The following is a 15,291-nucleotide window of genomic DNA, read 5'->3' as shown; positions in this document are numbered from 1 at the left end:
TGGACGCCGTGAGTTCTCGCTGGCCGCCATCACTCCCAATCCTGCCGAGACGACCCCTGCGAAGGAATAGTGATGTTCAAGTACATCATCAAGAAGACCGCCAGCTGGCTGGTAGTCATCTTCCTCGCGACTAATATCGCGTACCTCCTGGCCGCAACCTTCCTTGATCCCCGATCAAATTATGTCGGCCGCAACCCACCGCTCGAGCCGGAAGAAATCGGCCGAATTCTCACTCCACTTGGTCTCAACCCTGAGACCCCGCTTATTGAGCGCTGGTGGGGATGGCTGTCCAACATCATCTTCCACTGGGACTGGGGTACCTCCCCTCTTGGAGATCCGGTCAGCGCACAAATCGCGCACCGCGCGCTCGTCTCGGCACAGCTGCTGCTCGTGGCCACGATTCTCTCCGTCATCATCGGTGTCGCCCTCGGCGTCTACACCGCCTCCCGCCAGTACAGGGCAGCGGACCGCTTCTGGCAGGGAGTCTCCATCATCACGATGAACACGCACGTCGTCGTGGCCTCCATCTTGGTCGTCGCCGGTGGTCTGTGGATCAACCGCGTCACCGGCCACCGCGTGGTCTACGTAACGGGTGCCTCCAGCCTCGGCGTCGAAGGCTTCTTCCCCAAGCTGCTGGATATGGCGCAGCACCTCATCTTGCCGTCCATCTCGCTCATCATCATCAGCTACGCCGGCTACCACATGATGCAGCGCACCTTGCTGCTGGATAACCTGAACGCCGATTATGTGCGCACCGCCCGCGCCAAGGGCCTGACCCGTGCACAGGCTATTCGCAAGCACGCCCTGCGCACCTCCATCATCCCGGTGGCAACCTCCGTGGCCTTCTCCGTTCCCGGAATCTTTACCGGCGCCATCATGACGGAAACCATCTTCGCGTGGAAGGGAATGGGCCAGTACTTCATCGAAACCATCAGCCGCAACGACGTCAACGGCACCACCGCCGTCGCCGCCTTCGGTGCCGTCATGATTGCCTTCTCCGCAATCCTGGCTGACCTCGTCGTCGTCGCCCTCGATCCGCGAGTAAGGGTGAGCTAAATGTCTCCAGAAAAGAAATCCACGTCGCCACGCTCAGAAGCCCGCCACACCGAGCGCCACCGCCGCAACGACCTCGCCATCGACACCGCCGCGGACAACCTCGGCGTGCGCCCGCATGCCGCCACTGCGGACTTTTCACCGCAGACCGAACCCAGCGCACAATCCGCACTCGGCTCCGGCGTCGACGTCGATGACGCACAGCGCAAGCAATTCTCCAGCAGCGATTTCCGCGGCACCTCCAAGCTCAAGCTGTACGTTCGCCGCTTCTTCCGCAACAAGGCAGCTGCCGTCGGACTCGTCATCTTCGTGCTACTCGCGCTGCTCTCCATCTTCGGCAGCTACCTCACCCCGTGGTCCTTCGACGAGCCGGACTTCTTCAACCTGTCCACCGGGCCTTCCCCGGAGCACTGGTTCGGAACCACGGACTCCGGAAACGATCTCTTTGCGCAGACCGTCCACGGCTTGGGCCGCTCACTGATCATTGCGCTCATCGTCTCGCTGGCTTCTACCCTGATCTCCGCCTTCATCGGCGCGGCCGCGGCCATGTACGGCGGTGCGGTGGAAAAGCTCATCCTGGCAGTCATTCACTTCCTGCTGGCTATCCCGACCTTCCTGCTCATCGCCCTGGTGGTTTCTGATTCCGGCGGTGACTGGAAGCTGCTTATCGTGGTGCTCATCGTCTTCGGCTGGATGTACCCGGCGCGCGTCATCTGGGCCATGGCGCTGAGTGTGCGCGAGAACGACTACGTCCGCGCCGCAGACTACATGGGAGTCTCGCGCCTGCGCACCATCTTCCGCCACGTGGTGCCCAACATCGGCTCGCTGCTCATCATCCAAGCTGCTCTGGGCGTGGTGTCCACCATCATGTCGGAGACCGCGCTGTCCTTCCTGGGCTTGGGCGTGAAGCTTCCCGACGTCTCCCTGGGCACCCTCCTGGCCGGCGGCGCCAACGCCGTCGAGGCCTCGCCCTGGCTCTTCTACTTCCCCGCAGGCATCCTCACGCTGCTGACCGTCTCCATGGCGTTCATCGCCGACGGCCTGCGCGATGCCATTGACCCCAACTCGAACTCCGGAGGCCGAGCATGACCCCGCAGAATACTGCACACACCGCCAACGCCGACCCGGCCAGCCGCGCCACCGACCCCACTGCATCCACCGAGCCGGTGCTGTCCGTGCGCAACCTCACCGTCACCTTCCCCTCGGAGGCCGGCTCCGTCCACGCGGTGCGTGGCGTCGACTTCGACCTCATGCCGGGGCGCACCCTGGCGATTGTGGGCGAGTCCGGCTCCGGTAAGTCCGTGACATCTTTGGCCGTCATGGGCCTGCTGCCGGACTACGCCAAGGTAGAAGGCTCCGTGGTCTATGCCGGCACCGAGCTCATTGGCAAATCGGATAAGGAGATGTCGAAGATCCGCGGCAAGGATATCGCCATGATCTTCCAGGATCCTCTCTCCTCCCTGACCCCGGTGTTCTCCATCGGCGACCAGCTCATCGAGGCCATCCAAACCCACCGCGATGTCTCCAAAAAGGAGGCAGAGAAGGAAGCAGTACGCCTGCTCGAGCTCGTCGGCATTCCGGAAGCGGACAAGCGCGTGAAGTCATTCCCGCACGAATTCTCCGGCGGTATGCGCCAGCGCGTGGTCATCGCCATCGCCATGGCCAACAACCCGCGCGTCATCATCGCCGACGAGCCCACCACCGCGCTCGACGTCACCATCCAGGCCCAAATCCTGGAGGTCCTCAAGGTAGCCCAGCGCGAAACGGGCGCCGCAGTCATCATGATTACCCACGACATGGGTGTGGTCGCCGGCACCGCCGACGACGTCCTGGTCATGTACGCCGGGCGCCCGGTGGAGCTCGGTGATGTCGACACCATCTTCAACAACCCCAAGATGCCCTATACCGTGGGTCTTCTCGGGTCGACGCCGCGCGTGGACAAGGCCACCGACGAACCACTGACCCCCATCGTGGGTACCCCGCCACAGCTTATCGACGTCGCCGCCGAATGCCCCTTCGCGGACCGCTGCCCGGTGGTGAAGGATGAGTGCCAAACCTTGGAACCGGAGCTGCGCGCGCTTGACGACGTCCCCGGACACTTCGCCTCCTGCCTGCGCTCCGACGAGATCAAGGACGGCACCATCGGTGGCGAGCGCATGTACCCGTTGCCGAAGATTTCCGCCGATACCCTGGGCGATACTCCCTACGAGCAGCGGCCGGTCACCCTGGAGGTCAAGAACCTGGTCAAGGACTTCCCGCTCATCAAGGGAGCGATTCTCAAGCGCCGCGTCGGCACAGTACACGCGGTCAAGAACGTCAGCTTCGATGTGCACCAGGGCGAGTGCTTTGCCATCGTGGGCGAGTCCGGCTCCGGCAAGACCACCACCCTGCTGGAGATCATGAACCTCAACCCGCCGGAGGGTTCCACCATCGTGGTCAACGGCACCACCACCTCCGGCTTGAGCGCGTCGGCGCGCCGGAAGCTGCGCAAGGACATCCAAATCGTCTTCCAGGACCCGATGAGCTCGCTCAACCCACGTATGACCATCCGCGAGATCATCGCTGAGCCGCTGGAGTCGCTGGGGTACGAGGGGGACGTCGGCCAGCGCGTGGCTGAGCTGATGCAGCTCGTCGGTCTGGAATCCCACCAGGTGGATCGCTTCCCCGGACACTTCTCCGGCGGACAGCGCCAGCGCATCGGCCTGGCCCGTGCTCTGGCCACCAACCCCTCCATCGTGGTGCTCGATGAGCCCGTCTCCGCCCTCGACGTCTCCATCCAGGCCGGCATCATCAACCTGCTGCACGACCTGAAGAACCGCCTGGGCATCTCCTTGGTGTTCGTGGCCCACGACCTGTCCGTTGTGCGCCACCTTTCCGACAAGGTCGCCGTGATGTACAAGGGCGACTTCGTGGAATACGGCCCCACGGACGAGGTCTTTGACAACCCGCAACACGCCTATACCCGCGCGCTGCTCTCCGCCATCCCGGTGCCGGATCCAGCCGTGGAGCGTGACCGGGTGCGCGAGATTTACCAGCCCACCGAAACCCCGGCTTAGCAAGACTTATAACTAAATACTCACCTTTGTCTCCATGTTTCCTCTCGAAAGGACACACATATGAATATGAAGCTCCGCAGGACCGCCCTCGCAGTGGTCACCGCCTCTGCCCTCATCCTCACCGGCTGCGCCTCCGATGGCGGCTCCGGCTCCGATGGATCAGGGAATTCCGCCTCCGGCGAGAAGCTCGACGTCAAGCTGGACGGCTCCTACAACCCCAAGGACCGCTCCGAGCTCAAGGAGGGTGGCGAGCTGCGCTTGGCTATCGACGAGATCTCCCAGCAGCAGAACACCTTCCAGGCCGACGCCACCTCATACACCCTGAGCCTGTGGAAGTACTACAACCCGCAAATTGGCCTCTTCGATGGCGCGGGTGAGTTCCACGTCAACAATGACTACATCACCGACGTCAAAGACGAAGAAAAGGACGGAAAGACTGTCGTCACCTTCACCATCCACGAGAAGGCGCAGTACAACGACGGTACTCCGATTGACTGGAAATCCTTTGAGAACACGTGGAAGTTCAACAACGGTGAGAACAAGGACGTCAACGTTAGCGCCACCGACGGCTACGAGCTCATCGAGTCCGTCAAGCCAGGTGAGAACGACAAGCAGGCCGTCATCACCTTTAAACAGGCCTATCCGTGGTGGCAGGGTCTGTTCAACGTCCTGCTCCCGCCACAGGTTGACTCCGCGGAGAAGTTCAACGAGGCCTACCTGGGCAAGGTCCACCCGGAGTGGGGTGCGGGCCCGTACAAGGTCGAAAGCGTCGACTTCAAGAACGGCAGCGCTACCTTCGTCCCGAACGAGAAGTGGTGGGGTGATAAGCCTTTCCTGGACAAGGTGACTTACCGCCAGATGGAAGACCAGGCTTCCATTAACGCCTTCAAGGCCGGCGAAATCGACGCCACCGGCGTGGCCAACAAGGAACGCCTGGCAGCCGTCAAGGACATGCCCGACGTTGAAATTCGCACCGCCATGACCCCAGGCAAGAACCTGTACACGCTCAACTCCAAGAACGAGATCCTCTCTGACATCAAGGTGCGCGAAGCCATCATGACCGGTATCGACCGCGCCACGCTCTCCGGTATCCGCTTCAACGGACTCAACGGTTACACCGAAGACCTGCCAGGCTCCTTCAACCTCTACCAAACCCAGAAGGGCTACGAGGACAACGTCGGCGCAGTCATTTCTTTCGATCCAGAGAAGGCCAAGTCACTCCTCGATGAAGCCGGCTGGAAGGAAGGCGGCGACGGCATCCGCGAGAAGGACGGCAAGAAGCTGTCCATGCGCTACACGCTGCTGGGAGATTCTTCCATCAGCAAGGCCATGGCGACCGCCACCCAAAAGATGATGAAGGATATCGGCGTGGACCTGAAGGTGGAGGAACGCCCAGTCTCTGACTTCTCTGAGATCACCTCCAAGTACGACTTCGATATTCTGCCTATGGGTTTCTCATCCGGTGATCCCTTCGGTGTCGCTTACTTCGGCCAGACCTATCGCTCCGGCTCCCAGCTCAACCGCTCCGGTACGGGTACGCCAGAACTGGACAAGAAGATCGACGAGCTATCCCAGATCGCTGACCCAGACGAGCAGATCAAAAGATCCAATGAGCTGGAGAAAGAAGCCCTTGCCCAGTACGGCATCATTCCTATCTTCAACGGCCCGACCATGGTTGCGACCCACCCCGATATCGCAAACTTCGGTGCCAACTCCTTCGCCGTCATTGAGGTGGAGAACATCGGCTACGTCAAGTAGGTAGCGTGCTCGGCGCTGCACCACATGATGCGCGGTGCCTAGCTATCACGTCCGCTGTGTAGGGCAACGACAAGAGGGCCTTCCCAAACTGCGGGAAGGCCCTCTTCGGGTGTTTTAACTGTGTTTAGTTGTCCTTGTTGAGCTGGTTGCGCAACTGATCAAAGTAGTCACGCGCGCTCTGCGGCTGGTTGTTGCCCTGCGGCGGGGCTGGGAAGCCCGAAATCTGACCAAAGCCCTGGCCCTGCTGAGCGTTCTGCACCTGTTCTTGTGCCTGCTGCTGTGCGCGCTGTGCCTGTTCCATCGCTTCAGCTTCGCGGCGGGCACGCTCATCGCGCTCGCGGCGCTCCTGCTCCTCACGGCGGCGGCGCTCAGCGGCGGCGTCCTCGCGGCTGTGCTTTGCTTCGCCGGCCGGCACCTTCGGCTTCGGGGCTTCATTAATAGCGTTAGTGGACAGCAACGTATCGCGCATACCGCCGAAGAGATCCTGCATGCCGCCCGGGTTGGACGGCATGTAGAGCACGTTGGTGTGAGCGCGGTCGGCCACATCCACCATGGCGTCGAGGTACTGGGACACCAGCATGAGGGTCTCGGGGTTCTCCTGCACGCCGGCAGCACGCAGCAGCTCATACTGCTGAGCAATACCTTCGACGATCTCCTTACGCTGGTCAGCCACACCGCGGCCCTGCAGCTTCTTGGCCTCGGCCGCACCTTCGGCTTCCTTGACCACGCGGATCTTCTCGGCCTCTGCCTGGGCGACGGCTGCCTCGCGCTCACGCTGCGCCGCGTTAATGGAGTTCATGGACTCGCGCACGCGGGCATCCGGGCGAATATCGGTGACCAGGGTGTTGACGAAGTTCCAGCCATAGGCGGCCATGTTATCGCGCAGGGACATCGCCACGTTGCGGGCGATGGTGTCCTTGGATGAGAAGGAATCATCCAGGTTCATGTTTGCCACGGAGGAGCGGACGTTGTCCTGAACGTAAGCCACGATCTGCTGCTCGTGGTTGGACAGGGTGTAGAAGGCCTGGCGCTCGCTGCCTTGAACTACCTCGTACTGCACGGCAACGGGGATCTGAACGAAGACGTTGTCCTTGGTCTTGGTTTCCACCATGACATCGAGCTGACGGATCTGCAGGCTGATCTTGGCGCGCACGCGGTCGACATAAGGCACCTTGAAGTGCAAGCCCGCGTGAGCAACGTTCACGAACTTACCCATCCGCTCAATGATGGCGGCTTCCTTCGTCCGGACGATATAGAAACCGTCGAAGGCGGTGGCAATAATAAGTAGGAGAATCACGCCGATGACGATGAGACCGCCCATAGGCTTATCCTTTCTGCTCGATTTAGATTTTCCTAACCAGTGTGCCACACGGTGACCACCACCACACGGCGAGGGAGACTACTCCCCGAGCCCAGTCGAAGCGCTTAACGCTGGTCGGCCACCCGGAAGAGCTCACCCAGAATCCCTGCGCCGTCTTCGCTAATACCGTTGTGCTGGAAGCGGTTGGTCACCACTGGGCGCAGGTCGCGGTAGGTCTCCCCCGTGGCCAGGGAGTCTTCGAAGGGCACGAAGATATCGTCAAGGTAGATGGCGGCGGAGGCGGTAACGGGGGCGTCGGCAAGCTTGGCGGCATCGTACGGCGAGCTTGCCCACTCGTGGGCGGCGAGCTCCTCGGCAGCCTGCTTGAAGGGGCGCAGCGCCGGGTCCTCGTCGAACTGCCAAGGGAAAATGTGCTCGCCGGTCAGACACGTGCCATCCTCGGCGAACTCGGGGAATTCCTCGCGCACGCGGTGCGCCGCCCAGCCGGTGACGGCCTGGCCGCCAACGCCACCGTAAATGGACTCATGAATCGCCGCGTAGAGAGGACCGGCCTGGAAGCTCACGCGGCTACCGACGTTGTTGAGGAAGTCCGAACGCAAGCGCTTCTCGCCGTTCACGGTGCGGAAAGGCTCCTCCAGCAGGTATCCCAGAGAATCAAAGCCGGTGCCGCGTCCCAGCTCAATGCCGATAGTGCGGAAGCGGCGGGAGGACAGACGCTCCCCTGTCGGCAGCAGCTCCTCTGAGTTGTCCAGGTGGTGGATGAGCTCCTCGATGCGTGCTTGAGCCCACGGGAACTGGGCGAAGAAACGTTCGTGACGCACCTTGAGCTTGGCAAAGGTCGTGCGGTAGAGATCATCCGCACCCTTAGTCAGGGTGGGCAGGCCACCGGTGAGAAAGGCACGGCCGATGGAATCGGGGAACATCGAAATATAGGCAGTAATGATGAAGCCGCCAAAGGATTGGCCGTAGAGATCCCAGGAGTCCTCGCCGAGGTGCCCGCGCAGGTGCTCGGCATCGCGCACGATATTCTCCTGCCGCAGCTGTGCCAAGCGCTGCGCCGTGCGATCCTCAGCCGGGCTGAGCTCATCGATGCGGTGGCTGCGCCCAGTGCCGCGCTGGTCCATGAGGATCCAGCGGTAGCGCTCCAAGCCCTTGCCGATCAGCCCAGTGGCACCCGTCGGCCGCGGCGCCGGGAAACCCGGCCCGCCCTGGTTATAGAGCAGCGCCGGGTACTTCTCACCGCCCGGCGGGATGATTTCCCGAGCATAGAGCTCGAACTCCCCCGCGGCTGGATTGTCATAGTCCCAGGGGACGGTGATGGTGTGTTCCTTGATGGTATGGCCGAAGCGTTTCATGCTTCTAGTAGACCACGAAACCTTCCTTACGGAACACCTCGCGGATCTCCTCCACGTCTTCCGGCTTCGGCGGCTTTGTGTCCTCCAGGGTGTACGGGTAGCCCAGCTCGTGCCACTTGTCCGCGCCCATGTTGTGGAAGGGCAGCACCTCAATGCGCTCAATATTGCTCTTCCAGCGGGAGACGATCTTGGCCACGTTGGCGACGTTCTCGGGGCTGTCGGTAAGCCCCGGCACCACCACGAAGCGAATCCAGACCGGCTTGCCCATGGCGTTGAGGCGATCCCCAAAATCGATCGTCGGCTGCAGCTCGCGGCGGGTGACCTTCTTATAGGTCTCCTCGTCACCAGACTTGACGTCCAAGAGCACCAGGTCGATATTGTCCAGGTCCTCATCGCGCAGGCGCGCGCCCAAGTAGCCCGAGGTATCGATCGTCGTGTGGATGCCTGCATCGTGGACTTCCTTGAGCAAGCGCCGTGCGAAGGCAATCTGGAAAAGTGGCTCACCGCCCGAAATGGTCAGCCCACCACCGGAGGCCTTGAAGACGGGCTTATAGCGTTTAATGCGCTTGACCACATCCTCGATGCGCTCCAAGGTGCCGACCTTCATTTCCATGGTGTCGGGGTTGTGGCAATACTGGCAGCGCAACGGGCAACCCGACATGAACATGGTCATGCGGGTTCCAGGCCCATCCACGGCCGTCACCAGCTCCCAGGAGTGCACGAGCGCGACATCGCCAGAGCGGCGGGCCTGCATCAACTCCGGTCGGGTGTAGCCCTCGAGGTCATTATCCGTTCCTAAACCGGCGGCGGCGCCGCGCACCTTCTCCCCTTCTTCAGGGTTGAGGTGCACGACGCCGGTAATGCCATCTGCCATTTAGGAGCCCTGGTGGAAGGTACGGGAGATGACGTCGAGCTGCTGCTCGCGGGTGAGCTTCACAAAGTTCACCGCGTAGCCGGAAACGCGGACCGTGAGGTTCGGGTACTTCTCCGGGTGCTCAACGGCGTCCTCCAGGGTGGACTTGTCCAGGACGTTGATGTTGGCGTGGTAGAGGCCCGAGTTCATGTTGTTGGCGGTGCGGCTGGCCTTCATGGAAGCGAGGCGCTCGTCGAAAGTTTTGGTTGCCATGTTGTGTTCTCCTTAGGAAGTGGTGTGGATGTGGTCTATTCGGAATCCATGATGAAGCCGGCGTCGAGGACGCCCACCAGGTTGGTGATGCGCTCCTCCGGGGTGCGGCCCAATCCGGACGGGGTGATGGTGTTGGTCAGCGAGATGCCGTCGAGTGCATCCTTGTAGTCCAGCTTGCCTACCGACAGCATGGAGGCAACCATGCCGTGGCTATCCGCGCCGTTCTCCGGGTTGGCGCCCGGCGCGAACGGGGTGCCCGCCTCGTGGCCGGACGGGAAGGCACCGGTGGCCTTGCCGTAGACAACGTTGGAGGTAATGGTCAGCACCGACTGGGTGGGGATAGCGTTGCGGTACATCGGGATGGCCTTAATCTTCTCCATCACGGTGTGAACGATGGTGGCGGCGATGTCATCGGCGCGGTCGTCATCGTTTCCGTAGAAGGGGAAGTCACCTTCCGTCTTGTAGTCCACGATCAGACCGGAATCATCGCGCACCGGGTAGACCTTGGCGTACTTGATGGCGGAGAGCGAGTCCGCCACGATGGACAGGCCGGCGATACCGCAGCCCATGGAGCGCACGATGTCCGAATCGTGCAGCGCCATCTCGATCGACTCGTAGGCGTACTTGTCGTGGCAGTAGTGGATGATGTTGAGGGCTTCAACGTAGGTGCCCACAACCCAGTCCAGCATCTCCTCGTACTTCTGCCAGACCTCGTCGAAGTCGAGCGGGCCGTCTCCCTGGATTGCTTCATAGCCGTCCACGACCTGCTTGCCGCTGACCTCGTCACGGCCGCCGTTGATGGCGTAGAGCAGGGCCTTCGCAGCGTTGACGCGGGCACCGAAGAACTGCATTTGCTTGCCGACGGCCATCGGGGACACGCAGCACGCAATTGCGGCGTCGTCGCCCCACTGCTCACGAATCTGCTTATCGGACTCGTATTGGATGGAGGAGGTCTCAATCGAGATGTGGGCACAGAATTCCTTGTAGCCCGCCGGCAGCTGCGGATCCCAGAAGATGGTGATGTTCGGCTCCGGGGACGGGCCCAGGTTGATCAGCGTCTGCAGCAGACGGAAGGAAGTCTTGGTCACCATGTGGCGGCCATCGTCGCCAAAGCCGGCATCGGACCAGGTTGCCCAGTACGGGTCACCGGAGAAGATCTGGTCATAGTCCTCGGTGCGCAGGAAGCGCACGATGCGCAGCTTGAGCACGAGCTGGTCGATGATCTCCTGGGCGTCTTCCTCGGTGATGGTGCCAGCGGCAAGGTCGCGCTCGAAGTAGCAGTCGAAGAATGCGGAGAGGCGGCCGATGGACATGGCGGCGCCGTCCTGGGACTTAATGGAGGCCAAGTAGCCAAAGTAGGTCCACTGCACTGCCTCGTGGGCGGTCTTCGCGGGCTTCGAGATATCGAAACCATAGGACTCAGCCATGACCTTGAGCTTCTTCAGCGCCTTGATCTGCTCGGCGTGCTCCTCGCGGTAGCGTGCCCAGTGCTCGGAGAATCCGATATCACCGACTGCGTGCTTGGAAGCCTCCTTCTCAGCGATGAGGTAATCCACGCCGTAGAGTGCCACGCGGCGGTAGTCACCAATGATGCGGCCACGGCCATAGGCATCCGGCAGGCCGGTGATGATGTGAGAGGAACGCGCTGCGCGGATGCGCGGGGTGTAGATATCGAAGACCGCGTCATTGTGGGTCTTGCGGTAGCGGGTGAAGATCTTCTCTACGTCTGGGTCAACTTCCTTGCCGGCCTCGAAGATAGCCTGCTTGACCATGCGCCAGCCGCCGTTGGGCATCATGGCGCGCTTCAGCGGAGAATCCGTCTGCAGGCCCACGATGACGTTGTCGTCCTCACAGATGTAACCGGCCGGGAAAGCATCGATATCGCTCGGGGTGTGGGTATCCACGTCGAAGATGCGCTTTTGGCGCTCGACGGACAGGTAATTCTTCTCCAAATGATCCCACACGCGCTGCGTCTTCTCGGTGGGCCCAGCGAGGAAGGAGGAGTCCCCGTCATAAGGGGTGTAATTGCGCTGGATAAAATCACGAACGTCAATGTTTTCAGTCCACGGGCCGGGCTCAAAGCCCTTCCATGCCTCGAATTGCACGGACTGTTCAGTTGCGGTGGTCACTAAATTGACTCCCTTCATAGTTCACACGACGCATAATGCTTAGTCGCAGAAGGGCTTTAGGTGACTTCGGTTCACAGGTAATTCGGTCAACCCGTTTCGTCACCGAACCCCTCTCTGTAGCCCATAGTAGGGGTACGGACGCATAACCTCATATCGGCAAATGCGGGCCCCATGCCACCGAACGGGCTGGTTTTAGCACCACACTGGTCAGCTCTCTCATAGGTAACGACCGTACGGTTAGATGCGGGGGTAAATCACCCCCTGACGTGGCCTTTCCCACACCTTCCAGGCGAGTTCTTGGTGCCTGTCCGCGCCGCGCTCTATTGTTATGCGCAGTATCCTCGTCTCGCCCTTCAGCAAGGAGCTCTTTGCGTGTCCGACACCGCCGCTACCGCTAGCCCCGCCACTCCCCCAACGCACCCCGTTGATGTTGTCCCGCCAGCGCCCAAGTTAGCGGCGCTCGGTCTCCAGCACGTTCTCGCTTTCTACGCTGGCGCGGTCATCGTCCCGCTGCTTATCGCGGGTTCGCTCGGGCTGGATGAGGCCACCACGATCCACCTCATCAACGCTGACCTGTTGACCTGTGGTCTGGCCACGTTGATCCAGGCGGTGGGCGTCGGCAAGCACATCGGCGTCCGGCTGCCCATCATCCAGGGCGTAACCACCACGGCGGTGAGCCCCATCATCGCCATTGGTATGAGCGCGGGCGACCAGCCGCTGCCCACGATTTATGGCGCAATTATTGCCGCCGGTATCTTTACCTTTTTCGCTGCGCCGGTCTTTGGACGCGTGCTCAAATACTTCCCGCCGATTGTCACCGGCACCGTGCTCTTGGTCATGGGTACGTCGCTGCTGGCGGTCTCAGCAAATGACTTTGTCAATTACGCTGACGGGGTGCCGGCCGCACGCGATCTGCTCTATGGCTTCGGCACGCTGGCCATCATCATTGTTGTGCAACGTTTCTTCCGCGGCTTCATGGGCACGCTGTCTGTGTTGCTTGGTTTGGTCATCGGTACTGGCGTGGCCTTCGTGCTGGGCGATACGTCCTTTGACGGCGTGCGTGAGGCTGATGCCATCGGCATGACGACGCCCTTCTACTTCGGTATGCCGAAGTTCGACATCATGGCGATTCTCTCCCTCATCATCGTCATGATCATCACCATGGTGGAAACCACCGGCGATGTCTTCGCCACCGGTGAGATTGTGAAGAAGCGCATCAAGCGCGATGACGTTGTGCGCGCCATTCGCGCCGACGGTCTCTCCACCACCCTTGGTGGCGTGATGAACTCCTTCCCCTATACCTGCTTTGCTCAGAACGTCGGCCTCGTCCGCCTCACCGGTGTGAAGTCCCGCTGGGTCGCGGTGTCAGCAGCGGGCTTCATGATCATCCTGGGGCTGCTACCCAAGGCTGCAGCCATCGTGGCGGCTATCCCCTCCCCGGTGCTCGGCGGTGCCTCCCTTGCTCTGTTCGCCAACGTTGCCTGGGCCGGTCTGCAGACCATCGCGAAGGAAGACATCGCCGACGGACGCAACGCCGCCATCGTTACCACCGCGCTGGGGCTGGCCATGCTCGTCACCTTCAAGCCGGACGTAGCGACTGCCTTCCCGGAGTGGGCGCAGATCTTCGTCTCCTCCGGAATGTCCATCGGCGCTATCACCGCGATTCTGCTCAACTTGCTCTTCTTCCACGTCGGCTCGCAGTCCGGTGATGATGTCAGCCGCCTCGACGGCGCCGGCGTCTCGCTCAAGGAGCTCAACGAGATGGACCGCGAGAGCTTCGTCAGCGCATTGCGCCCGCTCTTCAACAACGAAACTTGGCCGCTCGAAGCTGCCTGGGAGCTGCGCCCCTTCCAGGACGTCAGCCAGCTGCGGGAGGCTATCCAGGTCACGGTGCTCACCGCTCCGAGCGACCAGCGCCGTGCACTGATCCACGACTACCCGGCGATGGATGAGCTGCTGCTCGCAGACTCCGACACGGCCGCCACCATCTCCGCCGACCGCGGTTCCTTGGCCCTGGATGACCTCGATGATGTCCAAACGCAGCAGCTTATCGACGTCTCACAGGCCTACCGCGAGCGCTTCGACATGCCTTTTGTGGCATACCTGGACACCAACGACTCGGCCGACCGGGTTATCGATGCGGGCGTGCGCCGCCTGTCCAACTCGGATGAGCTGGAACAGCGCGTGGTCTTGAGCGAAATCATCGAGATTGCCAACGACCGCTTCGACATCCTCCTCGCGGACGCCAACCCGGTACGCGCTTATTGGGACCGCAAGTTCACGGAGGTGGAATGAACATAGTTCATTCCACGTAAAGAGGACACTCGACGTTAAAAGGTTCATTCCACGTTAAAAGGTCACTCGACGTGGGATCTAGCTGAACTCCATGGTGACCTGGGCTTCGGAGTCCACTCCGCGAATGATGCCTTCATAAAAGCTGCGGGCTTGGTCTTGTAAGAGCTCGCGGTTGTCGTTGATGTCCTTGCGCTTCTTATCGGCACTGAGGACGTCCGACACCGTGGATGCGGCGTCGAGTGGCTGCGTGGTCCAGCTGAGAACTCCGTTGTTCTCCACGGCGGTCTTGAACTCCTCGTCGGTATGCCCAATGAAGATAAAGTCCGGAATGTGGACCGTGTAGGAATGCTCGCCGGTTTCGGTGACGCGAACTTCCTTGCCTTCGATACCGAGCTTCGCTTTATAGGAATACTGCACAAACTGGGTGCGGTCGGTCCACGGAACCTTCACACCAAATACCTGCCCAGCGGAGGATTTTTCCGCCAGCCCCTGGATACCCAGGCCCAGGAGCACAACCTGCTCCTCGCGCTCGACCGCTTTGACCACCTGAGAGTTCGTGGACTGAACTGGGGCGCTATAAACCTCGTGCGGTTGGCGCACAGCGTAAACACCAAGCGCAGCGCAAGCCAAGGACAACAGCACCACGAGGGCGATGAGGGTCGTGCTGAGTTTTCGAGGAGACATGAGTCTTAGCCCTTCGTGCGTAGTAGAGATAGCTACGTTCCAGATTAGTCTCCGCAGCTTTAGTACACTTCGCCCGCAGCCACCGAGACGAGAGCCTGTTGCTCAGCGAAAGCAGCAAAAGCCATTAACAGGGTGTCTATATGTGTGCGCAGGTGACGATCCATGACCACCGAGCCTGACTTCCGAAGGCGTTCTTCGGCGACTCCGTTGACGTCGCCAAGCACCAGCACAACCTGGCCGGGAGGAACACCAGCGAATTCTGTGGCGTCGACAATCACGCCGTCGCACGCACGCGCTTCCACTTCGCTACCGATCCACCGGGTAGAAACTCCTTGCGGTGCATAAGTGGCAATGTTCTCAGCGAGCCGCTTACTCATCATAAGCCCAAGGGTAATGGTCTTGCGCATTTCAATCATCTTCCTTAATCCTGCATGACGTGGCTTTTTGCCTTGACAAGCTACAGATTAAAGATTGAAACGCTCACTGTATATGGTCGTTTCAGTTCTATACAATC

General features: G+C 61.0%; 12 protein-coding genes. 5 read left to right on the top strand and 7 right to left on the bottom strand.

The features are described from left to right. Nucleotides 1–72: 72 nt before the first annotated feature. The 4 genes from HMPREF2978_RS08415 to HMPREF2978_RS08400 are packed head-to-tail and all read left to right on the top strand — an operon-like array spanning nucleotide 73 to nucleotide 5,867. Nucleotides 73–1,056: an ABC transporter permease gene (locus tag HMPREF2978_RS08415; RefSeq protein ID WP_070525329.1), complete on the top strand. Its 984-nt coding sequence runs from the start codon at nucleotides 73–75 to the stop codon at nucleotides 1,054–1,056. Then, entirely contained in the window at nucleotides 1,057–2,142 is a 1,086-nt protein-coding gene (locus HMPREF2978_RS08410) for an ABC transporter permease (protein WP_070525326.1), read from the top strand. Continuing rightward, the gene (locus HMPREF2978_RS08405; protein ID WP_070744989.1) at nucleotides 2,139–4,109 is read left to right on the top strand and encodes an ABC transporter ATP-binding protein; all 1,971 of its coding nucleotides are present in this window, start codon (nucleotides 2,139–2,141) and stop codon (nucleotides 4,107–4,109) included. Before HMPREF2978_RS08410 ends, HMPREF2978_RS08405 begins: the two co-directional genes overlap by 4 nt. 60 nt (nucleotides 4,110–4,169) lie before the next feature. Further along, nucleotides 4,170–5,867 (top strand): ABC transporter family substrate-binding protein, encoded by a 1,698-nt coding sequence (locus HMPREF2978_RS08400; RefSeq protein ID WP_070525322.1) that lies wholly within the window; start codon nucleotides 4,170–4,172, stop codon nucleotides 5,865–5,867. 124 nt (nucleotides 5,868–5,991) lie between these two features. Here HMPREF2978_RS08400 and HMPREF2978_RS08395 read toward each other — a convergent pair whose 3' ends face one another. From HMPREF2978_RS08395 to pflB, 5 genes are all read right to left on the bottom strand, one after another. Beyond that, complete coding sequence (locus HMPREF2978_RS08395) at nucleotides 5,992–7,188, bottom strand: SPFH domain-containing protein (protein WP_070744986.1); 1,197 nt, start codon at nucleotides 7,186–7,188, stop codon at nucleotides 5,992–5,994. A 104-nt stretch (nucleotides 7,189–7,292) separates the two neighbouring features. Beyond that, a complete protein-coding gene (locus tag HMPREF2978_RS08390; RefSeq protein WP_070744985.1) occupies nucleotides 7,293–8,543 on the bottom strand; it encodes an alpha/beta fold hydrolase in 1,251 nt (416 codons plus the stop codon). A gap of 4 nt (nucleotides 8,544–8,547) precedes the next feature. Next, nucleotides 8,548–9,417 (bottom strand): pyruvate formate-lyase-activating protein, encoded by an 870-nt coding sequence (gene pflA / locus HMPREF2978_RS08385; protein WP_070525316.1) that lies wholly within the window; start codon nucleotides 9,415–9,417, stop codon nucleotides 8,548–8,550. After that, nucleotides 9,418–9,669, bottom strand: coding sequence for an autonomous glycyl radical cofactor GrcA2 (gene grcA2, locus HMPREF2978_RS13515; RefSeq protein WP_070525314.1), 252 nt, complete (start codon nucleotides 9,667–9,669; stop codon nucleotides 9,418–9,420). Between the two features lie 35 nt (nucleotides 9,670–9,704). After that, entirely contained in the window at nucleotides 9,705–11,816 is a 2,112-nt protein-coding gene (gene pflB, locus HMPREF2978_RS08375; protein WP_256380754.1) for a formate C-acetyltransferase, read from the bottom strand. Nucleotides 11,817–12,170: 354 nt separating this feature from the next. On the opposite strand from pflB, the gene HMPREF2978_RS08370 reads away from it, so the two are divergent. Then, nucleotides 12,171–14,093 carry a solute carrier family 23 protein gene (locus HMPREF2978_RS08370; RefSeq protein WP_070744981.1) on the top strand — a complete coding sequence of 641 codons (1,923 nt, stop codon included), beginning with the start codon at nucleotides 12,171–12,173 and terminating at the stop codon, nucleotides 14,091–14,093. Nucleotides 14,094–14,171: 78 nt separating this feature from the next. On the opposite strand, the gene HMPREF2978_RS08365 is transcribed toward HMPREF2978_RS08370, so the two are convergent. Then, nucleotides 14,172–14,777, bottom strand: coding sequence for a hypothetical protein (locus tag HMPREF2978_RS08365; RefSeq protein WP_070525308.1), 606 nt, complete (start codon nucleotides 14,775–14,777; stop codon nucleotides 14,172–14,174). A gap of 59 nt (nucleotides 14,778–14,836) precedes the next feature. Next, nucleotides 14,837–15,184 carry a hypothetical protein gene (locus HMPREF2978_RS08360; RefSeq protein ID WP_246818747.1) on the bottom strand — a complete coding sequence of 116 codons (348 nt, stop codon included), beginning with the start codon at nucleotides 15,182–15,184 and terminating at the stop codon, nucleotides 14,837–14,839. Between the last annotated feature and the right edge of the window lie 107 nt (nucleotides 15,185–15,291).

The organism is Corynebacterium sp. HMSC074C01, from assembly GCF_001814605.1.
In the GTDB taxonomy this organism is placed as follows: domain Bacteria; phylum Actinomycetota; class Actinomycetes; order Mycobacteriales; family Mycobacteriaceae; genus Corynebacterium.
The sequence above is the reverse complement of the archived record's forward strand: the minus strand, read 5'-3'. Positions and strand labels throughout refer to the sequence as shown.

Coding starts and splice junctions, on each gene's coding strand:
- HMPREF2978_RS08415 (WP_070525329.1), top strand. CDS start 73: ATGTTCAAGTACATCATCAAGAAGACCGCCAGCTGGCTGGTAGTCATC.
- HMPREF2978_RS08410 (WP_070525326.1), top strand. CDS start 1,057: ATGTCTCCAGAAAAGAAATCCACGTCGCCACGCTCAGAAGCCCGCCAC.
- HMPREF2978_RS08405 (WP_070744989.1), top strand. CDS start 2,139: ATGACCCCGCAGAATACTGCACACACCGCCAACGCCGACCCGGCCAGC.
- HMPREF2978_RS08400 (WP_070525322.1), top strand. CDS start 4,170: ATGAATATGAAGCTCCGCAGGACCGCCCTCGCAGTGGTCACCGCCTCT.
- HMPREF2978_RS08395 (WP_070744986.1), bottom strand. CDS start 7,188: ATGGGCGGTCTCATCGTCATCGGCGTGATTCTCCTACTTATTATTGCC.
- HMPREF2978_RS08390 (WP_070744985.1), bottom strand. CDS start 8,543: ATGAAACGCTTCGGCCATACCATCAAGGAACACACCATCACCGTCCCC.
- pflA (WP_070525316.1), bottom strand. CDS start 9,417: ATGGCAGATGGCATTACCGGCGTCGTGCACCTCAACCCTGAAGAAGGG.
- grcA2 (WP_070525314.1), bottom strand. CDS start 9,669: ATGGCAACCAAAACTTTCGACGAGCGCCTCGCTTCCATGAAGGCCAGC.
- pflB (WP_256380754.1), bottom strand. CDS start 11,816: ATGAAGGGAGTCAATTTAGTGACCACCGCAACTGAACAGTCCGTGCAA.
- HMPREF2978_RS08365 (WP_070525308.1), bottom strand. CDS start 14,777: ATGTCTCCTCGAAAACTCAGCACGACCCTCATCGCCCTCGTGGTGCTG.
- HMPREF2978_RS08360 (WP_246818747.1), bottom strand. CDS start 15,184: ATGCGCAAGACCATTACCCTTGGGCTTATGATGAGTAAGCGGCTCGCT.